The organism is Rossellomorea pakistanensis, assembly GCF_016908495.1.
GTDB lineage: Bacteria > Bacillota > Bacilli > Bacillales > Bacillaceae_B > Rossellomorea > Rossellomorea pakistanensis.
Genome location: NZ_JAFBDZ010000001.1, coordinates 306236 through 328974 on the forward strand (window position 1 = coordinate 306236; position 22739 = coordinate 328974).

The 22739-nt window shown below is 36.0% G+C and carries 17 protein-coding genes and 1 other annotated feature (1 of these 18 cut by a window edge); of the genes, 12 read left to right on the forward strand and 5 right to left on the reverse strand.

Annotation, left to right across the window (positions count from 1 at the left end; translation table 11 throughout):
• Positions 1-126: a binding site (T-box leader), on the forward strand; it begins 85 nt to the left of the window's first position.
• A 47-nt stretch (positions 127-173) separates the two neighbouring features.
• The 6 genes from proS to JOC86_RS01605 all read left to right on the forward strand — a co-directional run bounded on the left by proS (position 174) and on the right by JOC86_RS01605 (position 8738).
• Positions 174-1604: a proline--tRNA ligase gene (proS, locus tag JOC86_RS01580; RefSeq protein ID WP_205168025.1), complete on the forward strand. Its 1431-nt coding sequence runs from the start codon at positions 174-176 to the stop codon at positions 1602-1604.
• 214 nt (positions 1605-1818) lie between these two features.
• Positions 1819-3951, forward strand: a complete 2133-nt coding sequence (gene recQ / locus JOC86_RS01585; protein WP_205168026.1) for a DNA helicase RecQ — start codon at positions 1819-1821, stop codon at positions 3949-3951.
• 68 nt (positions 3952-4019) lie between these two features.
• Entirely contained in the window at positions 4020-4658 is a 639-nt protein-coding gene (locus JOC86_RS01590) for a pyridoxamine 5'-phosphate oxidase family protein (RefSeq protein ID WP_205168027.1), read from the forward strand.
• 343 nt (positions 4659-5001) lie between these two features.
• Positions 5002-5757, forward strand: coding sequence for a class I SAM-dependent methyltransferase (locus JOC86_RS01595; protein WP_205168028.1), 756 nt, complete (start codon positions 5002-5004; stop codon positions 5755-5757).
• A 408-nt stretch (positions 5758-6165) separates the two neighbouring features.
• On the forward strand, positions 6166-7662 hold the full coding sequence (locus tag JOC86_RS01600) for a flavin monoamine oxidase family protein (protein WP_239587343.1): 1497 nt from the start codon (positions 6166-6168) through the stop codon (positions 7660-7662).
• 122 nt (positions 7663-7784) lie between these two features.
• Positions 7785-8738 (forward strand): nucleoside hydrolase, encoded by a 954-nt coding sequence (locus JOC86_RS01605; RefSeq protein WP_205168029.1) that lies wholly within the window; start codon positions 7785-7787, stop codon positions 8736-8738.
• A 78-nt stretch (positions 8739-8816) separates the two neighbouring features.
• Here JOC86_RS01605 and JOC86_RS01610 read toward each other — a convergent pair whose 3' ends face one another.
• The 4 genes from JOC86_RS01610 to JOC86_RS01625 all read right to left on the reverse strand — a co-directional run bounded on the left by JOC86_RS01610 (position 8817) and on the right by JOC86_RS01625 (position 12889).
• Entirely contained in the window at positions 8817-9779 is a 963-nt protein-coding gene (locus tag JOC86_RS01610) for a nucleoside hydrolase (protein ID WP_205168030.1), read from the reverse strand.
• A gap of 427 nt (positions 9780-10206) precedes the next feature.
• Complete coding sequence (safA, locus tag JOC86_RS01615; protein ID WP_205168031.1) at positions 10207-10836, reverse strand: SafA/ExsA family spore coat assembly protein; 630 nt, start codon at positions 10834-10836, stop codon at positions 10207-10209.
• A 447-nt stretch (positions 10837-11283) separates the two neighbouring features.
• Positions 11284-12276, reverse strand: coding sequence for a biotin synthase BioB (bioB, locus tag JOC86_RS01620; protein ID WP_205168032.1), 993 nt, complete (start codon positions 12274-12276; stop codon positions 11284-11286).
• Between the two features lie 19 nt (positions 12277-12295).
• Positions 12296-12889, reverse strand: coding sequence for a biotin transporter BioY (locus JOC86_RS01625; protein ID WP_205168033.1), 594 nt, complete (start codon positions 12887-12889; stop codon positions 12296-12298).
• A gap of 210 nt (positions 12890-13099) precedes the next feature.
• Between JOC86_RS01625 and JOC86_RS01630 the strand changes: the two genes are divergently transcribed.
• Positions 13100-14755 carry a BCCT family transporter gene (locus tag JOC86_RS01630; RefSeq protein ID WP_205168034.1) on the forward strand — a complete coding sequence of 552 codons (1656 nt, stop codon included), beginning with the start codon at positions 13100-13102 and terminating at the stop codon, positions 14753-14755.
• 153 nt (positions 14756-14908) lie between these two features.
• Here the strand turns inward: JOC86_RS01630 and fdhD are convergent, their stop codons facing one another.
• A complete protein-coding gene (gene fdhD, locus JOC86_RS01635) occupies positions 14909-15694 on the reverse strand; it encodes a formate dehydrogenase accessory sulfurtransferase FdhD (RefSeq protein ID WP_205168035.1) in 786 nt (261 codons plus the stop codon).
• A 142-nt stretch (positions 15695-15836) separates the two neighbouring features.
• Between fdhD and JOC86_RS01640 the strand changes: the two genes are divergently transcribed.
• The 5 genes from JOC86_RS01640 (at position 15837) to JOC86_RS01660 (ending at position 22702) form a co-directional block, all read left to right on the forward strand.
• Positions 15837-18185 carry an FdhF/YdeP family oxidoreductase gene (locus JOC86_RS01640; protein WP_205168036.1) on the forward strand — a complete coding sequence of 783 codons (2349 nt, stop codon included), beginning with the start codon at positions 15837-15839 and terminating at the stop codon, positions 18183-18185.
• 206 nt (positions 18186-18391) lie between these two features.
• Positions 18392-19438 carry an ArsR/SmtB family transcription factor gene (locus JOC86_RS01645; RefSeq protein WP_205168037.1) on the forward strand — a complete coding sequence of 349 codons (1047 nt, stop codon included), beginning with the start codon at positions 18392-18394 and terminating at the stop codon, positions 19436-19438.
• A gap of 13 nt (positions 19439-19451) precedes the next feature.
• Complete coding sequence (locus JOC86_RS01650; protein WP_205168038.1) at positions 19452-20684, forward strand: MFS transporter; 1233 nt, start codon at positions 19452-19454, stop codon at positions 20682-20684.
• Positions 20685-20925: 241 nt separating this feature from the next.
• Positions 20926-21846: an NAD(P)/FAD-dependent oxidoreductase gene (locus JOC86_RS01655; protein ID WP_239587344.1), complete on the forward strand. Its 921-nt coding sequence runs from the start codon at positions 20926-20928 to the stop codon at positions 21844-21846.
• A gap of 67 nt (positions 21847-21913) precedes the next feature.
• Positions 21914-22702: a GNAT family N-acetyltransferase gene (locus JOC86_RS01660; protein WP_205168040.1), complete on the forward strand. Its 789-nt coding sequence runs from the start codon at positions 21914-21916 to the stop codon at positions 22700-22702.
• The last annotated feature ends 37 nt before the right edge of the window (positions 22703-22739 follow it).

Sequence of the window (22739 nt, forward strand, 5' to 3'; positions counted from 1 at the left end):
ATTGAACCTGCCTGCTGAGTTCACTATCAAATCAATGAGATAGTTGCGGGGTCATACCGTTATCATGAGATGAGTGTAAAGCATTGCTTTGAAAAAGGGTGGTACCGCCATGTCTTGGTCCCTTTATGAGAGCAAGGCTTTTTTTATTTCTAAAAATTAAAGGTGGGAAAGTGATGGGAAAGAATTTTGTCAAAGATATAACTGAAATGGAAGATGACTTTGCACAGTGGTATACAGATGTTGTAACAAAAGCGGAGTTAATTGATTATTCAAGTGTACGAGGATCCATGATTATCCGCCCATACGGATTTTCACTTTGGGAAAATATTAAATCAGAGTTAGATCAACAAATAAAAAAAACTGGCCATGAAAATGTTTATATGCCTCTGTTCATCCCTGAGAGTTTGCTTCAAAAGGAGAAAGATCATATTGAGGGCTTTGCTCCTGAGGTAGCTTGGGTTACACATGGGGGAGAAGAAGAACTTGAAGAGAAATTATGTGTACGGCCAACTTCTGAAGTGCTGTTTGGCGAACATTTTAAAAACATCATTCATTCCTATCGTGACTTACCTAAATTATATAATCAATGGGCGAATGTAGTTAGATGGGAAAAAACGACCCGTCCTTTCTTAAGAACACTTGAGTTTTTGTGGCAGGAAGGTCATACATGTCATGAAACTGATGAAGAAGCTCATGAAGAAACCATTAAAATGATCAATGTTTATGCAGAGCTTTGTGAAAACATTTTGGCTATACCAGTGGTAAAAGGCAAAAAAACAGATAAAGAAAAATTTGCTGGAGCTAAGTACACCTACACCATTGAAAGCTTGATGCATGATGGAAAGGCGTTACAATCGGGAACATCACATCATTTAGGTGACGGCTTTGCAAATGCATTTGGAATCCAATTTACTAACCGAGGAGGAAATCTTCAATATGTACAGCAAACTTCATGGGGGTTTACAACACGTATTATCGGAGCAATGATAATGGTTCATGGAGATAATAGAGGTTTGGTCATTCCACCTAAGGTAGCTCCAACCCAAGTAATAATTATTCCGATAGCTCAGCATAAAGAAGGAGTTCTGGATTTTGCATATGATTTAAAAAGGAGCCTGGCGAAAACGGTACGTGTTGATATCGATGCAAGTGATAAAAAACCGGGTTGGAAATTTAACGAATATGAAATGAAAGGAATACCTCTTCGTTTAGAGGTTGGCCCTAAGGAGATCGATAAAAACCAAGTTGTATTGGTAAGACGGGATACTGGGGAGAAATTTTTTGTTAAACTAGAAGGTTTAAGGAATAATTTGGAGAAGCTTTTGGATGATATCCAAACAAATCTATTTGCTAGAGCTAAGGATCATTTACTTAAAAATTCACAAGAGGCAGTTAGTTTTGAACAATTTAAGAGTGACCTTGAAGCCCATTCGGGATTTATCAAGGCGATGTGGTGTGGTGGGCGTGATTGTGAAGATAAAATAAAAGAAGAGACAGGTGCAACCTCCCGTTGTATTCCATTTGAACAACAATCTTTATCCACAACATGCATTTACTGTACAAAACCTGCAAAGCATATGGTCTACTGGGCAAAAGCCTACTAAACATATTCGACAAACTTCGGGCGGTGCCTGGCACCGCCCGAAGTTTGTCGAATGATTTTTATTAGATATCATGTTAAACTATTGGTTAGGTTTGGTATTATAAATTTGTTGATCTAATATTTGTCCTCTATCTACCTCATCAAAACTCTTTTGTCTTCTTTTTTACTAAAATCCACAATTAACCTTTTAATCAATCACTAAGGAGTGACCGTAATTGTTAACATTAGAAACAGCTCAAGATGTCCTAAAGAAATATTTTGGATACGATTCCTTTCGCTGGGGGCAGGAAGAGACTATCTCGAATATTCTATCAGGAAACCATACAGCGTGTATTATGCCAACTGGTGGGGGGAAGTCGCTATGTTATCAAATCCCAGCATTATTATTAGAAGGAACGACACTCGTAATCTCTCCTCTTATATCACTGATGAAAGATCAAGTCGACGCATTAAATTCTGCTGGAATTTCAGCAACATATATCAATAGTTCAATTAGTGTCCAGGAAGCAAGACAGCGCATGGATGAGGCAAGAGTCGGAGAGTATCAATTACTTTATATAGCCCCAGAACGGCTCGAGTCACAATCTTTTATCAATGAACTAAGGGATATCCCCATTCCATTAGTCGCTGTTGACGAAGCTCATTGTATTTCCCAATGGGGGCATGATTTCCGTCCTAGCTATTTACGCATTCATCAGCTATTAACCCAATTACCTGATAATCCAACATTGGTTGCGTTAACTGCCACTGCTACTCCTCAAGTGAGACTAGATATATGTACTACTTTAGGAATTAATGAAGACCAAACTGTCATTACGGGCTTTGAGCGTGAAAATTTATCCTTTTCTGTTGTAAAGGGACAAGATCGACTCGTCTTTATTGAGGATTATGTAAAGAAAAACATTAAAGAAGCGGGAATTATTTACGCCGCTACTCGTAAAGAAGTTGAAAATGTTTACGAGCGATTAAAGAAAAAGGGAATGAACGTAGGAAAATATCATGCTGGATTAAGTAGTGATTACCGAGAAAAGGAACAAACTCTCTTCCTTAATGATGAAATTTCAGTCATGGTTGCAACATCAGCTTTTGGAATGGGAATTGATAAATCCAACATTCGTTATGTTATACATCATCAGTTACCTAAAAATATGGAAAGCTATTACCAAGAAGCGGGCAGGGCTGGACGTGATGGGTTAGAAAGTGAATGTATCGTTTTATATTCTCCCATGGATATTCGAATTCAACGATATCTTATTGAGCAAACCACTCACAATCATGAAAGACAAATTCAAGAACTAGAAAAGCTCCAACAGATGATTAACTTCTGCCATACAGAAGGGTGTTTACAAGTATATATACTTGAATATTTCGGGGAAGCTGAATCAGAACCATGTGGCCGTTGTGGTAATTGTACAGATGAGAGAATCGCAGTTGATGTAACAACGGATGCCCAAAAAGTTCTTTCATGTATGATTCGAATGGGAGAAAGGTTTGGGAAAACAGCAGTTGCTCAAGTCCTTACAGGTTCAAGAAATAAAAAAATGACTGATCTTGGCTTCGAAGGACTGTCTACATATGGACTCATGAAAGATCAAACTGCAAAACAGGTAAGCGAGTTCATTGAGTTTTTGATATCAGAAGGGTACATACTTGTAGGAGGCGGTTCATATCCTACACTATCAGTATCTAATAAGGGAAAAGAAGTTTTAACTAAGAAAATGAATGTAATGCGGAAAGAAACGGTTGAAACAAAGCAGCTTGTACAGGATGATGAATTGTTTCAATATCTACGCTCACTCCGAAAAGAAATTGCCCAAGAAGAGAAAGTTCCACCTTTTGTTGTATTCTCAGATGAAACGCTTCGGGATATGAGTGCTAAACTCCCGATTACAATGGAAGACTTTTCAGCGGTCAAAGGGGTCGGACAACTGAAGAAAGAAAAATATGGCCAGCAATTTTTGAATGAAATAAAACTATTCTGTGAGAAAAATCCTGATCGTGAACGTAAAGTAGAGGTTATTGAGAAGACAAAAACAATAAAAACAAAGAGTAGTCCAATAGAAAATTCTCATATGATAACACTAGAAATGTTAAATGAAGGTTTATCTTTTGAAGAAATTGCGAATAAAAGAGGTCTATCGAAAATGACGATTGAAAATCATATTATTCGCTGCGGAGAAGAAGGAGAACGAATAAATTGGGAGAAATTTGTGTCATCAGAAGATGAAACGGAGATTATTAATGCGATTAATGAATTTGGAGGTGAAAAACTAAAGCCAATAAAGGAAGCTCTCCCAGACAACATAACCTATTTTATGATTAAAGTAGTTCAATGTAAAAACAACTAACCTACAATCTCAGAACTCTGACAGGCACTACCCAAGTTTTGTTATTTTCACAAAGAATGGAGTGAAGGATGATGACATCTCCTGTTTTTAAAGAAATTGTAATAGATGATTTTGAACTAAGGGAAATAATGGGTGAACCTAATAAGTTGGCAATTCAAAAAGTTATTACTCATATAGATCAGCATTGTCGGCAATTTATCTCGCAATCTCCTTTTATAGTTATCTCTACTTCTAACGCAAATGGGAGTTGTGATTCTTCTCCTAGGGGAGATCAAGCTGGATTTGTTCAGATATTGGATGATCATCATCTTATCATTCCAGAACGTCCGGGAAACAAACGAATCGATTCAATGCAAAACATACTTTCAAATCCCAATATCGGAATTTTATTTTTGATACCAGGTTTAGGCGAAACCTTAAGAGTAAACGGGAAAGCTCAGATAGTGAAAAATCCTACTCTATTAGAACCTATGGCCGTTCATGGAAAAACTCCACTCCTTGGAATTGGGGTAGAAGTAGAGAAGTGCTTTATTCATTGTGCTAAAGCTTTTAAACGCTCTAGACTGTGGGATCCGGATTCTTGGTTTGCAAAAGAAGAATTACCATCTGCAGCCAATGTTCTTATAGCACATGCTAAACAGAAGAATATGACTTCTGAAGAAATGGCAGAAAGATTAAAAGAGGGATATACAAAACGCTTATATTAATAGAAGTAATAAAAGGGAGCCTTTCACTTCAGCCTTGTACTGAAAGAGAAAATGCTCCTTTTTCTTTTTATCATAAATGATCAGCTTCTATATTGAACCCTTTTAAAAGCATTAGGAGTATTTCTTAAGTTTACTTCAGATATTTGTATATCGCATAGAGGGGTACTAAAAGGAAAAATGAATCCCTACATAGCATCCCAATCATAAACCATAGCTCTATGAATAAAAGTGGCTTCCTATCTCACCCTTACTCTTACCGCACTAATAAAAGTTTTATAAATTAAAGGATTTAATTTTGTTATTGTCGAACTGAGAAAAAGGTAGAAGAGGAGGAAACTAAATAATGAAACAGAAAGAAATGCTAGAAGTGAATAAAAAAGGTTGGAACGTAGTAGCTCCGCATTTTTTTGGTGTAGAAGCATTACCTGAGTATGGTCCCTATACAGAAACAGAAGAAGATATTCGATTAATGGACACAATTAAAGATAAAAAAGTATTAGAAATTGGTTGTGGCAGTGGTCATTCATTAAAATACATGGCTGAAAATGGAGCAAAAGAGCTTTGGGGGATTGATTTGTCTTCAGAACAAATAAAAATGGCAGATGTATTATTGTCTGATTTAAACCCAAATTTAATTTGTGCACCTATGGAAAAGGACACAATTGTACCAAAAAACCATTTTGATATTGTTTATTCTATATTTGCAATAGGCTGGACAAGTGATTTACCACAAACATTAAATCATATCTATTCTTATTTAAAAGATGGAGGAAGTTTAGTTTTTAGCTGGGAACATCCTTTTTATACAAATTTAAGAAGCCGTGAAAATCAAGTTGTTGTTGAAAACTCCTATCTAAATGAAGACCCGTGGGTAATTGAATCTTTCAAAGGAGAAAACGTTCCAATGATTATTCCTAGAAGAAAAATCAGTACATTCATAAACACTCTTATTACAACTGGTTTCACAATCGAAAAAATAGTGGAAGGGGAGATTGCGAAAAAGTATAAAAACCAACCGTTTGACTATTCTGATCGCTACTATTCCCTATACAAAGCTAATAAAGTGCCAACAACTTTAATCATCAAAGCACGTAAATAAAGGACTTTAAATTCGGATAGAATAACTCTAAAATAGCAAAAATAATTATATACCTTTGATAAGAAAACAGGAATAAAGAGATATAACCGGTATTCTCTATTTACATTTTATAATAGAAAAAGTATAGATCCCAATGAATTTACTAATTAAAAACAATTGATAATATAAGACAGATACAGCCTTACATGGTTATTTTAGGAAAAATGAGAGAGATAATATTTTTGAATATTAAATTATTCATATAGATAGGACGGTTTTAGGTTGCTTTAAAGGTTTAACGCGATCTAGTACCGTCCATATTTGTGTCCTTTTATTTCATAGTTGATTGGTACTATTTTTTGTTTAAAGAAATTATTTAAGAATATCTCCATTTTCAGGAAATAGTATTATCTCAAAGGGGGTGGTTATTTGAGTATTCAAAACATTTATCTTAAATCAATGTTTAGGGGATTAACATATCCTCTTGACCATTTATCCATCATTGAAAAGGGTCTACCATTTAATGATCTGCCTTTAAAAACAGTGACGATTGTCGGAGGAGGAATGGCGGGTCTTGTTGCAGGCTATCAATTAATTAAGGCGGGACATGATGTAACTATTTTAGAAGGGAACAGTCGAATTGGCGGGCGAATATTTACAAAGCGCTCCCCTTTCACTAATGGAAATTATTTAGATATGGGCGCAATGAGGGTTCCAACAGGTCATGAATTAACTATGAGCTATATTAAAAAATGGCAATTAGAACTACAACCATTCATTAATGATTCTCCAAATGATTTAATTTATGTGAATGGAGTTAGAGTGAGAGCTTCAGAATACATGAAAAATCCTCAAATATTAGAATATCCACTAATGCCTTCAGAACAAAGGAAAACCGCAAGTGAAATTTTGATAGAAGCCATTCAACCTTTTCTCATTCAATATAAAAATAGTACAGATGAGCAAAAGCTAAAACTTAGGAAAGCTTTCGATCACTATTCTATGGGGGATTTACTCCGTTATAATCCATTTGGAGAAAACTTGTCCGCGAATGCCATCACAAAGGTGAAAATTCTACTTGGTTTTGAAGGTTTTCCGGAATTTGCTTTTATGGCTATCCTAAAAGACATTCTTGGATCAGTATTTTTAGGAGATAATCAATTCTTCCAAATACGAGGGGGAAGTGATCGATTACCCTATAAATTTTATCAATCTATAAAAGATCATGTTCTCTTAAATCAAAAGGTTACCCAAATACAACAAGCTCAAAATAACATAGTAGTGAATACTATTCATAACAAAAATGGAGAGAAGAGTACATTTTTAAGTGATTATATTTTAATAGCCATCCCTTTTTCTGTACTTCAATTTATCAATATTGAGCCACATGATACATTTTCGTTTGATAAATGGAGAGCCATTCGCGAAATTCATTATGCACCATCTGTAAAAGTCGGAATAGAATTTGGTGAAAGGTTTTGGGAGAAGGAAGGAATAGAAGGAGGTAAATTAACAACAGACCTCCCTAATCGATTTGCCCATTACCCAAGTCACGGTATAGGAGAAGATGGACCTGCTGTTATGCTGGCGAGTTACTGCTGGGAGGATAATGCACAATTATGGGATTCACTCTCACCACCTCAAAGGGTTCAAGAGGCATTACAAGGACTATCTATGGTTCATGGAGAAAAAGTATATGATCACTTTATGAATGGAACATCCTTTAGTTGGACACGTAACCCCTTTTCAGCTGGGTGCTTTACTCTCTTTAGGCCACATCAATATAGTGAGTTATCGGAAAAAATCAAGGCAGTAGAAGGCCGATTTCATTTTGCTGGAGAGCATACATCTAACTTTCACGGATGGATAGAAGGTGCCGTTGAATCAGGACTTAGAGCAGCTTTTGAAATTCATATGAGACAATAATCAGAACGGAAATTATACCGAATTCTCGTAATGAAAGGTTTATGTTTATTTGTTAAATCAGATTGAACTGTAATGCTCATTTTCTCATATGATAAACGAAAAGCCCTAGGAGAGAAAACATTATGAAAAATATTCTCTTATTTGCCGATCCTGGTATAGATGATTCGATTGCCATTATGTATGCATTACTTCATCCAGAAATAAATGTAACAGGAATCGTAACAGGGTATGGTAACGTTGATAAAGAGCATGCGACTAACAACGTTGCTTATCTTTTAAAGTTAGCTAATCGAGAGGATGTTCCAATAATTGGTGGAGCAACGCGGCCAATGACAGGTGATTTTCCTACATTCTACCCTGAGATTCATGGTCCTGAGGGGCTTGGTCCCATTAGACCTCCTGATGAGTTTACTGGTACCCTTGATAACATTTCAATCATTTTTGATATTATAAACAAATACCCCGATTTAACCATTGTAGATGTAGGAAGGAAAACATCATTAGCAATAGCCTATCTACTGAATAGTGATGAAATTAATAATATTAATGAGTTTTATATTATGGGGGGTGCCTTTTTAGTTCCCGGGAACGTAACTCCATATGCAGAAGCTAATTTTTATGGAGACCCCCTTGCAAGTCAAATCATTGTTCAGAACCTCTCAAATGTAATCATTGTTCCACTTAATGTTTCCAACAAGGCAATTGTTACGATGGATGTAGTAGAGGAAATTCAAAAAGCATCCAACAATCCCCTTATTGAATTGCTGGATGAAGTCATGGAATATTATATCAATGCTTATAAAAAAATCATCCCCGAAATCAATGGAGCACCACTTCATGATGTTTTGACTCTTTCCTTATTGATGAACACTGAAATGGGAAGATCCATTAGTCGAGATGTTACCTTAAATGAAGAAGAACCTGCAAAAGGTCAAAGCCTCGCAGATTTCCGTATTGGATCAGAGCGATCTAAAAAAGGGACGGAAATATATTTGGATTTTGATTACTCAAAATTTCTAAATGACTTTATCAATATTATGAGTTCACCTTTACAAAAGGACAAAAAGAAAGAATGATCTAAATGGGCGGTTCGGAACCGCAATACAATGTATAGTTCATTTATTGATTATTTTGCGGTTTCTATTCATCATGGTTTATTGCCTATTCTCTGATAAGGTTAAAATCTCTAGAACATTTGATATAAATACATTTTCGTTTATTTCTGTGGCAATCCTATCACAATCTAAACCAAAACAATCCATGCTTCCCGGTCTAAAATCTGCAATACTAAGCCCGTTTGCAAAACTTTCTTCGTGTTGAACTCTTACCACACGATTTGAATAACGATAAAGGTCAGGAATATCGAGTGCGGCCATGACGGCAGCGAGATCATGCTGAGGAGTTCCATCAATTCCTGGTTCAAGCTGCTGATATGCCTCATAATAAAAGTCTAAAATAGGCTTTATCATTTTTTCAATTGGAGAAGTAGCGCGTGAATCTATATAATTTACAAGAGCCGGTGTAATTAATGCTTTTCTTGTTACGTTTAATGGAATGACTGTTAAGTTAGGAGAAGTCTGGCAAACATAATCAGCAGCCTGGGCATCTCCATAAAAGTTTGCTTCAGCAACCTCAGTTACATTTCCAGGGACTAAAAAAGCTCCTCCCATGATAAAGGTTTCTTTAACATCCTTCATTACTTCAGGATTTAATAACCAGGCAATAGCAAGAGTGGTACATCTCCCCACATTGACAATCGTAACTTCATTTGGATTGTCTTTAATTATCTGAAACAACGTACTGATGTTGGTTCTTCTAGCAAATTGTTCTTCAGGTATTGGAGGGAGAATAGGACCAAGCCCTTCTACTCCATGAATATCTGGAAAGAAAATGGGTTCTTCTCCATTTAACGGTCTTGTAGCACCTGCTAAAACAGGTATGTCATCACGACCAGCTAACTCTAATAGATACTCTGCATTTCGTAAACTTTTTTCTCTATCAATATTTCCATACCCACTTACAACCGCAAGTAGATCAATTTCTGGATTTTTCAATGCATAAATAAGTGCAATGGCATCATCAATGCCAGTATCGGCAAATAATATTATTTTTTTCAAAAAAACACCTCCTTCTATTTAATATGTAACAGAAAAGAAGATGATTGTTTGAAATCACTAGGTTTAAGAATAAATTTAGTAGATTTTACTAATTGCTTGTAAGCGTATCAATGGGATTAGTCTTTAAATCTTCTTCATAATAGTAGAGTAGGGGAGTAGATGTTAACAGCTTGTTTAAAAAAAAGCCTTAATCCTTATATTGGATCAGGCTCTAGTTATTAATGAGAACGAGTTCGTTTATTTAAAAACTTCCTAACAATTGGGTAAATGATGGGTCCGTATTTAATTATTTTCTTTAATAATCCTTTCAATATGAACACTCCTACTTTTCATTTATTTACTATCTACCCATTAACAAGACATTTAAAACTCTATCATTCAATGAGCCCATACTCTCTTATGAGAATACAGGCTCATTGAATACTCATTATCTCTTTATAAACATCTGGGTCCAATAATGACCATACGATCCACCTTTCGCATATCCTACACCGATTTCAGTAAAAGTAGGGGACATGATATTTTTCCTGTGTCCTTCACTGTTCATCCATGCTTGAACAACCTCTTGAGGTGTTCTTTGTCCAGCTGCAATGTTTTCACCAGCTGCTTGATAGGATATCCCAAAATCCTTCATCATCTGAAATGGAGAACCGTAAGTAGGAGAAGTATGGCTAAAGTAATTCTTAGCAATCATATCTACTGATTTATATCGGGCTACTCTTGATAACTCCCAGTTTTCTTTAAGTGGAGCTAACCCAGCTCTTGCTCTCTCTTGATTCACAAGCTTTACCACTTCATTCGTATAGGTCTCTGAAGTTTGGTCAGTAGTTGGAATAGTAAGGCGTTGCCCAGGATAAATCAGATTTGGATTGCTTAGTTGTGAGTTTGCTTCAATAAGTTCAGGCACTCCCACTTGGTACTTCATAGCAATCTTCCACATAGTATCTCCAGATTTTACAGTGTATGTACTAGATGCAAAGACTTTCGAAGATGTACTTAAACCTAAGACTAAAGTGACAGACAACAACATGATAGAAACTAATTTTAACGTTTTCATAGTTATATTGAATACTAATTAAGTGAAGGTTGGAACAGGTAGTTGTTACCATCAACCTACAATCCGCATGACTTCTGTCTCTAGTAAATTTTACTAGAATAGAGTCCCTTGATTGAATGTAAACTTTTACAAAAAATTCACAACTACACCCATAAATTAATAACAATAGGGGAATATTATTATAAAAGATGAATTTCCATTATAAGGAGGAAATTAAGATGGATATTGATCAATTATTAGAAGAAACAGAGGATTTATTTGTAGAAGAATCGGAGATAGATATTAAATATATAGATATTGATGCATTGTTTAATGATCATTAAGGGACTGTCCTATCAGGTGTCCGGTACCACTATGATTGTCCATATATAGAAGATGTCCAGAGGGCTTCTTCTATATATGAAGAGTTGTGTTCCGGACATCTTAATTTTGGGAAAGGTCTTTTTCTTATGATTCTACAGTTTCTTTCACATAATCAACTTCAAAGCCCAAATCCATGAGCATTTGATGATCTGAATTGCTTTCTTGACCTGCCGTTGTCAGGTAATCACCAACAAAAATAGAGTTGGCAGGGAATAGACCAAGTGGTTGTAAACTACGTAGATTTACTTCTCTACCACCTGAAATTCTTATTTCTTTAGTTGGATTGATAAATCTCATCAAACAAAGAACCTTTAAACAATAGCGAGGGTCTAACTCGTTTACACCTTCCAAAGGAGTCCCATCAATAGCATGGAGGAAATTGACTGGGATCGAGTCAGCATCTAGTACTTTTAAACTTCTTGCCATATTTATGACATCTTGCTTAGTCTCTTTCATCCCAATAATAACTCCAGAGCAAGGAGAGATCCCTTGTTCTTTTATCAATTCAACTGTATTAACACGATCTTTAAAGGTATGTGAGGTAGTAATTGATTCATGGTGTTCTTCAGAAGTATTGATGTTGTGATTATAACGATCTACACCAGCTTCTTTCAATTTAATCGCTTGGTCTTCTTTTAATAACCCAAGACAAGCACAGACTTTCATATTATATTGATCTTTGATTTCTTTGACAGCTGAAACAACCTGTTCCAATTCACGATTGCTTGGACCTCTACCACTAGCAACAATACAATAGGTACCAACATTTAAGTCATGAGCATTCTTTGCTCCGCTTACAATCGTACCTTTATCTAACATTCTATACTTTTCAATTGGTGCAGTAGAAACGATTGATTGTGAGCAATACCCGCAGTTTTCTGGGCATAGCCCCGATTTCGTATTGATAATCATATTGAGTTTAACTTTGTTTCCATAATAATGATTTCGAACTTGATATGCGCTATGAAGTAAAACAAGAATCTCCTCATCAGGACAATCTAAAACTGAAAGTGCTTCTTCATCCGTCAATTCCAATCCATTTAAAACGTTTTTTGCTAACTGATTCCAATTCCCCATTGTAGTTCCCCCTAATTCATTATGCTACTTTCTTAATATGTTTGAATCTTCTTTTAGACAGAATCGATTTTTCAAGTCGGAATGCCATTATTCCAGCCACAATTGCTAAAAGAATATCCTTCGGAAGAGGAACAACCATCCACAACCATGCCATTTTATAGGTGAAGCCTTCTGGAGCTGTAAACCACAGCTTGTATGCCAAGTACATCCAGTTGGTTCCAAAGACATAATTGATTGTCATTCCAATTAGAGCAGCAAAAATAAACATCTTGAAGGATCTCTTCTTTTCGATTAGTTTACCCGCAACAAACGCTGTCAGGATAAAAGAAAGAATAAATCCAAATGTTGGACTAATCAGTGACACCATACCGCCTTTAAAACCAGCGTATACAGGAACTCCAACAAGTCCTAATAAAGCATAAGTAAACATGGCGAAAGCTCCTAAGCGACTTCCGAGTACAACCCCAGATAGTATCGCGAAGAAGGTCTGTAATGTTATCGGAATACCCCCAACCACCATAAATGGTGCAATTGAGGTAATATTTGCTCCTACAGTCATCATGGCAACAAATATAGCACCTAGAGTTAAATCAAGAGTGGTAAATTTCTTCATGCCATTATTCCTCCATTACTAAATTTGTTTACTATTAAAGGATAATAATGGATCACCGCATATGTCAACCATTTATTTAAAACAGTTTACAAAAAATATGTATATTTATCATTTGTAAATGAATATTAGAAGCATCACATATATATAGTGGATAAATTTAAAGCTTCTGTAAAAAATAATCTTAATAACTACTAAAAGGGGTACATAATGATGACGAATCGCTTAATTGATTGGACAACGTTTCTAGGAGCATTATTTTTATTGCTTTTGGTTACTGTGCCCTTGATCCTCTTTCCAGAACAAGGTCAAGAGTTTGTAAATTCAGCAAAAGTATTTATGACATCGACTTTTGGGGTCTTATATTTAATTATAGGATTAGGAATCTTTTTCTTTTTAGTTTTTGTTGCTTTTAGTGATAATGGGAAAATAATGCTTGGAAATGAAGGGGAAAGACCTAAATTTAACAATTTTTCATGGGCCGGAATGTTGTTTTGTGCAGGAATAGGTTCTAGTATTCTTTATTGGGGAACCATTGAATGGGCGTATTATTATCAAGGACCTCCATTTGGATTAACTCCTGGGTCAAAAGAATCTATAGCATGGGCAAGTACTTACGGGATATATCACTGGGGTCCAATCGCATGGGCGATCTATACATTACCTGCCTTGCCAATTGCTTATTTTTATTACGTTCGAAAGAAGCCAGTATTAAAAATTAGCGAAGCTACACGGCCATTAATTGGAAAACTTGCAGATGGTCCATTAGGTACTGTTATTGATATACTATTTATCTTTGGTTTATTAGGTGGTGCTGGGACAACTTTAGCTCTTGGTACTCCGATGATTGCAGAAGGTTTAAATTACATGACAGGAATACCTGTAAATATGATCCTTAATGTCGCCATACTTGCCTTGGTTACCATTATTTTTGCCGTTAGTGCTTATTCTGGACTAAGAAAAGGAATTAAAATACTTTCAGATGTTAATCTGATTCTGGCGATTTTTTTACTTGGATTTGTATTTATTTTTGGTCCAACAAAATTTATTTTAGAAACGACTACAAATAGTTTAGGACTCATGCTGGATAATTTCTTTCATATGAGTACTTGGACTGAGCCATATAATGAACTTGGCCCATATGAAAAAACAAGCTTTCCAGAAACATGGACAGTCTTTTATTGGGCTTGGTGGGTAGTATACGCTCCTTTTGTAGGGCTGTTCGTAGCAAAAATATCTCGTGGAAGAACCATTCGACAAATGATTGTTGGAACGATTGTTTATGGTTCGATTGGGAGTCTATTATTCTTTGGTGTCTTAGGGAACTATGGTCTTCATCTGCAGCTAACCGGTAGTTATGATGTTATATCCGTACTAAATGACCAAGGTGCTCCTAAAGCAATCATACAAGTCATTAGTCAACTGCCGTTATCATTTCTAATGGTATTTATTTTTACAATATTAGCGGTTGTGTTTCTTGCAACAACGTTTGATTCGAGTTCATATATTTTGGCCGCTGTTGTACAAAAGGAAGTAAAAGATGAGCCATTAAAATGGAATCGGTTATTTTGGGCTTTCGCTCTCTGTTTTTTACCTTTAGTATTAATGTTTCTAGGAGGATTAGACACACTCCAAACTGCAAGTATTGTTGGTGGATTTCCACTATTATTCATTATGGTTATGTTGGGTTGGTCTTTCATGAAAGCATCCAATCAAGACATCCGTGCTTCTGAACATTATGAACCAAAAACAATTACATTAAATTACAGAAAAATTCTCCAAAAAGTAAAGAGTCGGAAAGAAAAAAAGAAAGCTCAGCTCGGTCCAGTGGATGCACATATTGAAAACGAGAATCGAGACAAAGAATAAATGAGCATAAGACCTTTTATCACCAGAACCTTTATATTAGGTTCTGGTTTTTTATTCATTTGGATATTCCTAGTGTTATTGACAATATTAGACCCACACTAGGATTTACTCATTTAAACATCTATTGACGTATCCATTTCTAATCATAATAAGTTAATTATTTATTCTTTTTGAATGTGTATAAACATTAAAGCTTCCACCACGAATAAATCCTACCATCGTAATATTTAAGTCTTCAGCTAGTTTAATGGCTAATTCACTAGGGGCTGATCTTGAAAGAATAACACCAACACCGATTTTTGCTGCCTTCAGTAAGACTTCTGATGAGATTCTCCCACTAAAGACTAATACTTTATCTCTGACAGAAATACGGTTAAGTATGCAATACCCTAGTATCTTGTCTAGAGCATTGTGACGTCCGATATCCGTTCGAATAATCATTATTGATGATGTAGTCCCGAGTGCTGCATTATGAACGCCGCCTGTAGCCTGGAACACATCACTTTGCTTTTGCATTTCTTCCATTAGATACAAGCATTCATGTGGTGAAATCTTAGTTTCAGTCATCACGGTTTTTGCCGTTTTTACATCATGTTGAAAATAAAATTGACGACTTTTTCCACAACAGGAACCGATAAATCGTTTTGAATAATTTTCTTGTTTTATCGAAATAGGGGAAGAGGTTTGAACATATGCCATCCCTTTGTTTTCATCAAGCTCAAAGGAAAGGATGTCATTATACATTCTGATGATTCCTTCTGAAGCAAGGAATCCATACACAAGCTCTTTCAAATTGTCAGGAGAACATACCATTGTAGCAAATTCTTCGTTATTTACAAAAATCGTCAATGGAAATTCTGAGACAATCACATCTTCAGCATCAACAAGCTCACCATTTTGAAATCTCATAATAGGTCTTTTTTGAATAAATTCCTTCATTAAACCACCTTCATTTTCCGTATCCCTTTTCGAATACTATAATAAACTTATTGAATTTTGAAAAGTAAGAAAATAAATTGACAGATAACTTAAACATTGATTTACTTAAAACAATAACATCTCACAGAAAAGGAGTGAGAATATGGGAAAAACAAGACATAAAGGACCGATGAAGCTTGACAAGAAACCAAGACCATCACTTTGGGCCGGAATTTCCCCAATGGGACTAGGCAAAGTAAAGCCTCATCACATTAAAGATACAATAAAAGTCGCTTGGGAAAATAAAGATAATCTGCCCTATGCATATAGAATTTTAACAGAAGGCGTTTGCGACGGTTGTGCATTAGGGGTCTCTGGATTACAGGATCAAACTCTAAAAGGGCCGCACTTGTGTACAACTAGATTGAATGTACTAAGGCTGAATACAATGTCATCCATCGACCCCACACATTTTGAAGATATTGCATCATTAAGCAAACTCTCAAGTACAGAGCTTAGGAAGCTAGGTCGAATACCATTTCCGCTCTCAAGAAAAAAAGGAGAAAATAAGTTTACGAGAATTTCATGGGATGAAGCTCTGAACAGAATTGCTGAGAAGATTTCTAAAATTAATGCCAAACAATTAGCTTTTTACTTGACGGCTCGCGGAATTACAAATGAGGTTTATTACACCGCCGCTAAAGTTGCTCGATTTCTAGGGACAAATAATATTGATAATGCCTCAAGAATTTGTCATTCGCCAAGTAAAACGGCCCTTAAACGGTCTTTAGGGATTGGGGCATCTAGCTGTAATTATAAGGACTGGATAGGTACCGATGTATTAGTTTTTTGGGGATCTGTAGCTGCAAATAACCAACCAGTCTCTACAAAATATATGTACGCTGCCAAAAAAGCTGGAACAAAAATTATTAATATTAATCCATACCGCGAGCCGTCCATGGAAAATTATTGGATTCCTTCCATTCCTGAAAGCGCATTATTTGGGACGAAAATTGTCGATGATGTCTATCAAGTAAATATTGGAGGAGACATTGCCTTCATGAACGGAGTTATGAAGCATTGGTTCGAGATGGAGGAAAAGGAACCAGGGGCTGCTATTAATCATGAATTTGTGAAGACGCATACAAACGGTATTAAAGAACTTAAAAATCATCTTAAAATGCAGAAATGGGAAGAACTCGAAAAATCGTCAAGATTGTCTAAAGCAAGAATGCTAGAATTTGCCGAACTATTAGCAAGAAGTAAATCAGGAGTTTTTGTGTGGAGCATGGGACTTACACAGCATAGATTCGGTACAGACAATATTTCTCAGGTTGCTAATTTGGCAATGCTCCGCGGCTTTATAGGAAGAGAGCATTGTGGAGTAATGCCGATTAGAGGTCATAGTGGAGTGCAAGGCTCAGGTGAAATGGGTGCCGATCCATTTGTTTTACCTGGAAGTGATTTTGATGAAGAAAATCGTAAACGTATGGAGAAGCTATGGGGATTTCCAATTCCTATTTGGCAGGGCGATACAATTGGTCAAACGCTCGAGAATATACTTTTACCAGATTATCATGAACGAAAAGTAAAATTGTTCTATACGAGCGGGGGAAACTTTTTAGAAACGATGCCAGATCCAGAGCATATTAAGAAAATACTTGAAAATGTTGAACTGCGTGTCCATCAAGATATTATTTTAAATACATCGACACTAGTTGAAGCTAAAGAAGAAGTCATTGTTCTTCCGGCAATGACCCGTTATGAACAGCAGGGGGGAGGCACTTCAACGAGTACCGAGAGAATGGTCTATTTTAGTCCAGAAATTAAAGGGCCAAGAATTGAAGAAGCAAGAGCTGAATGGGAGATTTATATCGATTTAGCAAAAAGAGTAAATTCTGATAAAGGGCATCTTATTCATTTTACAGATGCAGGAGAAATAAGAAAGGAAATCGCCATTGCCAATCGTCATTATAATGGAATTCAACACTTGAAAGATAAAGGTGATGTCTTTCAATGGGGAGGCGCTTGGTTATGTGAAGGTGGAATTTGTCCTACAGTGGATGGTAAGGGGAATTTACTTCCAATTGGGATCCCTGAACATCGCAAGACAGAAGGACAATTTTATGTGACCACCCGGCGTGGAAAACAGTTTAATTCGATGATTTATAGTGAAAAGGATCCTTTTAATTCTGCCGATCGCTATGACATCATTCTTCACAGAAATGATGCAAAACGGCTGGCGATTCAAGATGGAGATAGTGTAGTTGCTTATAATCAGTACGGAGTCCTTCAAGGCAGAGCTAAATTGGATCAAGTAAAAGAAGGAAATATAGCCGTGTACTGGCCTGAAGGAAATGTTATCATTCCAAAGGGTGTATATGAAAAACACGCTCACATCCCAGAATACAATACCAATGTAATTGTCGAAAAAGCCGAAACCTTCCATGCCCAAAAAGACCAGCGCTACCTAGAAAAACGAATCCAAGAACTCGAAATGGACATCCAATAAAACACACCACCGCTTTAAACCACTAGGGGACGGTTCTCGATCACGTTAAAGTATTAACGTGATCGAGAACCGTCCCCTTTTACTATGCAGTTTTACCGGGTTAAAGCACATTAGTTCGAAGAATATAAAATTTAAATTCTATATTTATTGAATTTATAGTTCGGTGAGTATAGAATAAAATAAGAAATTAAATATGAGGTGATTTGATGGATGTTTTGAATGCGACTGGTCGAAAGCGGGAGACGTATCATATTGAATTGAAGTATTCACTAATGTGGGAATGTGCTTTAGGAATTGCCGCTGTAACAAATACTCCTTTGCTCAATACTCTTGAAAAGCCTGAATCTTATTGGGAGGATGTTAGGGCAATCTTAAGCAAGGAAATGACAGAACATTTAGATTTCGTCGAAAGACACAATACATGGAAGGCAATTCTTCAACTTTTACACAAAAATGATATTTCCTCCTTAGACGAATTCATCCACTTTATTGAATATCTCCAAGAAGAGGATCTAAGGTATCAATGTCTTCCTTACTTAGGACTTGAATTTCAAGAAGCAAGGAAACGTGCAGCATCTGGAGATAAAGCTGCAACTCATTCCCTAATGGATAAAACTAAAGATCATAACTTTTTCCCAAAGTATATTGAATTCATTTGTAGTACCGAAGTCAATATCTTAAAAACTCACTTCATTTCTGTCATGGTTGGGTGGTACCAATCTGTTATTCAACCAAATGCAGAGTCAATGAATTTGATTTTACAACGAGATGTAGATGCAAAAACAAAAATGAGCCTAAAATTAAGACCTGAAGAATTAGTTGAATGGGCAACTGGCGGCATTCACTATTTACCTGAGCCAAGTGTTCATACGGTTTTATTAATACCTCAATACATATACCGTCCATGGAATATAGAAGCAGATATTGAAGGGACTAAGGTTTTTTATTATCCGATTAGTAATGAAAGCCTGGATCCTGCTGATTCATATAGGCCAAATCATATATTAGTTCTTAGATATAAAGCACTAGGAGATGAAGTAAGACTAAAAATAGTGAAACTTTTATATGAGAAAGGTCGAACCCTTCAAGAACTTACAGAACATATTCAAATTGGAAAGTCGACCATTCATCATCATTTAAAAATCCTCCGTTCTGCGAAATTAGTAGATATCGAAAGTTCCAAATATACTTTAAAACGAGGTCCCTTGGAGTCTTTGCCAGTAGAATTAACACATTTTCTAACAAAAGAATAAGGAGAGAAAAACGATGGGGGATTCAGCAGTTGTTTTAAATAATAATGACTTACCAGAGCTAAAAAGAAATTATAAGGTTTTTCGGTTTTTAGGAGGGAATATAGTTTCCTTCTTTGGGAATCAAATTTATATAATCGCGATTCCACTAATGGTGTTAAGTATCACTGGTTCTGCACTTAGTATGGGAATTGTTGCTGCTTTAGAACGGTTACCCATACTACTCCAGCCATTTACAGGAGTGTTGTCAGACCGTATCAATCGAAAAAACTTATTGCTTATGTGTCATAGTTTAAGAGGGGGAATTGTCGCTTGTCTAGGAGCTATATTCATAACAGGAGAAATGCAAATATGGCATTTATATGTCGGAGCTTTTACCATAGGGGTATTGAGTGAAATTTATAATACTACACAGTTTGCTCTTGTCCCAAAATTAGTTCGAAGGGATGACTTGCAAGCCATTAATTCTATCAATACGGGGTTTTTTAATGCTGCGACTTTAATTGCTCCAGGTCTAGGGGGACTAGTCATTAGCTTTTACAATCCTGGTTATGCATTACTATTAAATAGTCTTAGTTTTTGGATAGCCTTTTTGACGATTTTAACCATTCCGATGACGAAAAGTACCTACATTAGAGAAACGAAACAACCCTTACTGGAAGATATTAAAGAAGGGTTTCGATTCGTCATTAAAACAAAGGCAATTTTATATACCAATATCGCTATGCTCTTCTCTGTATTCGGAACTACCTTATTTTTAACAATGATGGTCTTTCATTTAAGAGATGTGGTTCATTTAGATCCTAAACAAATAGGGATCCTGCTTTCATTGGGCGGTGTTGGCGCAATAGGTGGGGCACTTTTAACGAATTTTTTAAGAAAGTTCTTTTCATACCGGGCAATTCTATTTTTCTCCGCTTTCATTGGGGGACTCTCAATCATCTTATTTAGTTTTACTCAAGTATATTGGATATTAATTGCAGCAAATGCCATCGGGACAATTGCAGCGTCCATGAAAAATCCATGTATTATTACCATTAGGCAATCACTAACCCCAGACGAACTTTTAGGTCGTGTCCAGGCTACAAGCAGATTTATGACATGGGTACTCGTTCCATTATCTGCATTTCTTGCTGGAATCCTCTCTGAAGAAATTGGTACCGAACAAACCATACTCATTGGGGGAATCTTCGCAACCATTGCATCATTCTGCTACCTTAAACTCAAAAGTGACACTTCACCACGTTAAACCACTCGGGGACGGTTCTTGGTTGCGTTAATACTTTAACGCAACCAAGAACCGTCCCGCATTACGTTAATGCGGTATAGCAATTAAGGGTTCTATTCATAATAGGGTAAAATCGTATACTCTTCCATAAACAGCCGGTCTTTTTCAACATAGTTAAATAATTTCTCAATAATTCCTAATACTATGAGCGAAGAATACAAATCTTATCCACTAATTAATATGCTTATTAATGGGGGTTTACATGAATCAGTTTATAATGGATGTTGTAATCGTCGGTGGGGGACCTTCAGGGCTTAGTGCTGCTCTAGTGTTAGGGCGATCCCTAAGAAAGGTGCTAATCATTGATTATAATCACCCTAGAAATGCTTCCACAAAAAGATCTCATGGGTATTTAACAAGAGATGGGATTTCTCCTGTAAAGTTTCGACAACTTGCAAAGGAAGAACTAAAGAAATACAAAACAGTCAATTCTATAGAAGACGCAGTGATCGATATTGAAAAAAAAGCAGGAATATTCAACATTACTACAAAAAAGGGCTTCAATTATCAATCCCGTAAAGTCATATTTGCAACAGGAATGAAGGATCAGCTTCCTATGATTCCTGGTTTTATTGATGTCTATGGCACCTCTGTTTTCCCGTGTCCGTATTGTGATGGTTGGGAACATAAAAACACTAAATTAGCTGTATTTGGAAATAAAGTTGAACTCTTTACATATATTAAACTCATTTCCCATTGGAGTAAGGATCTAATGGTTTTTACCAATGGAAAGTGTAATTTAAGTGACATACAAAAGAATGAACTGAAGCAACACCGAATCCCACTTATTGAAACGCCGATACAGGAAGTCCAATCTGTCCTTAGTCAACTAAAAAAAGTCATCCTAACCGATGGAAGAATCATTCGGCGCGACGGCGGATTTGTGATGACAAATACAGTACAGTCCTCAAATCTACCATCTAAATTAGGAGTAGAGATGGATGAAAAAGGGCGATATCAAACAAAAGAACATGGTCTCACAAATATTGATGGAATCTACATTGTAGGAGATGCAACAAAAGGGTTTGCCGGAATAGTGGGTGCAGCTAGTGATGGATATGAAACAGGTATTAAAATAAACTCAGAGCTTGTTGAAGAGAATTGGAATAAAAATCTAAAATAATTCTTTACTAAATATTTTGATATTTGCTAATATAAACAATACAACAACGGGGGGAGAAGTTAAAAATATGATTAGGAAACTAACTAGAGACGACAATGAAAAATGTCAGAACCTTATTCAGATAAAACCAGCGGAAAATTTATTTATAATAGGCGATATAGAAGCATACGGTTATGAACAAGATTTCCAAACCCTTTGGGGAGACTTTGATAATCAGGGAAATTTAAATGCTGTTCTATTAAAATATGAAGAAAATTTCATTCCCTTTTCTTTAACGGAATTTGATGCAAAGGGATTTGCTGACATTATAAATCATTCAGAGTGCAGATACCTTTCCGGACTTAAGGATATAACTGCCAAAATTGAACCGTATTTATCAAAAAAGATTACACAAAAAAGAGAATTATATTATGCAAAATGTACAAATGATGAAAAACTCCAAGGTATAGACACTTCTCTTGTAAAACAAGCCAACATAGAAGATCTTCCGGACCTTGTTAATCTATTAAAAAGTATACCAGAATTCGAATCTGCTATACTTGACATAAAAACCAAAAAACGGAGTATGGAAAAAGGCGTATCTCGCAGTTACTACATTCAGAAAAATAGGAAAATGGTCTCTTCTGCATCAACTACTGCAGAAAACAGTTTATCTGCAATGATTGTTGGTGTGTGCACGGATCAGGATAATAAGAAAAAAGGGTATGCTTCCCAATGTATGACCAAACTATGTAAGGATGTTCTTGATGAAGGAAAAGAGCTGTGCCTTTTTTATGATAATCCGGACTCAGGTAAAATCTATAAAAGATTAGGGTTTAAAGATATCGGCTTTTGGATGATGTACACATTAGAATAAGTTAAATCACCAACTACTGAAAGACAAAAATATCATC

Coding starts and splice junctions, on each gene's coding strand:
- proS (WP_205168025.1), top strand. CDS start 174: ATGGGAAAGAATTTTGTCAAAGATATAACTGAAATGGAAGATGACTTT.
- JOC86_RS01590 (WP_205168027.1), top strand. CDS start 4,020: ATGATGACATCTCCTGTTTTTAAAGAAATTGTAATAGATGATTTTGAA.
- JOC86_RS01595 (WP_205168028.1), top strand. CDS start 5,002: ATGAAACAGAAAGAAATGCTAGAAGTGAATAAAAAAGGTTGGAACGTA.
- JOC86_RS01605 (WP_205168029.1), top strand. CDS start 7,785: ATGAAAAATATTCTCTTATTTGCCGATCCTGGTATAGATGATTCGATT.
- safA (WP_205168031.1), bottom strand. CDS start 10,836: ATGAAAACGTTAAAATTAGTTTCTATCATGTTGTTGTCTGTCACTTTA.
- bioB (WP_205168032.1), bottom strand. CDS start 12,276: ATGGGGAATTGGAATCAGTTAGCAAAAAACGTTTTAAATGGATTGGAA.
- JOC86_RS01625 (WP_205168033.1), bottom strand. CDS start 12,889: ATGAAGAAATTTACCACTCTTGATTTAACTCTAGGTGCTATATTTGTT.
- JOC86_RS01630 (WP_205168034.1), top strand. CDS start 13,100: ATGACGAATCGCTTAATTGATTGGACAACGTTTCTAGGAGCATTATTT.
- fdhD (WP_205168035.1), bottom strand. CDS start 15,694: ATGAAGGAATTTATTCAAAAAAGACCTATTATGAGATTTCAAAATGGT.
- JOC86_RS01640 (WP_205168036.1), top strand. CDS start 15,837: ATGGGAAAAACAAGACATAAAGGACCGATGAAGCTTGACAAGAAACCA.
- JOC86_RS01645 (WP_205168037.1), top strand. CDS start 18,392: ATGGATGTTTTGAATGCGACTGGTCGAAAGCGGGAGACGTATCATATT.
- JOC86_RS01650 (WP_205168038.1), top strand. CDS start 19,452: ATGGGGGATTCAGCAGTTGTTTTAAATAATAATGACTTACCAGAGCTA.
- JOC86_RS01655 (WP_239587344.1), top strand. CDS start 20,926: ATGAATCAGTTTATAATGGATGTTGTAATCGTCGGTGGGGGACCTTCA.
- JOC86_RS01660 (WP_205168040.1), top strand. CDS start 21,914: ATGATTAGGAAACTAACTAGAGACGACAATGAAAAATGTCAGAACCTT.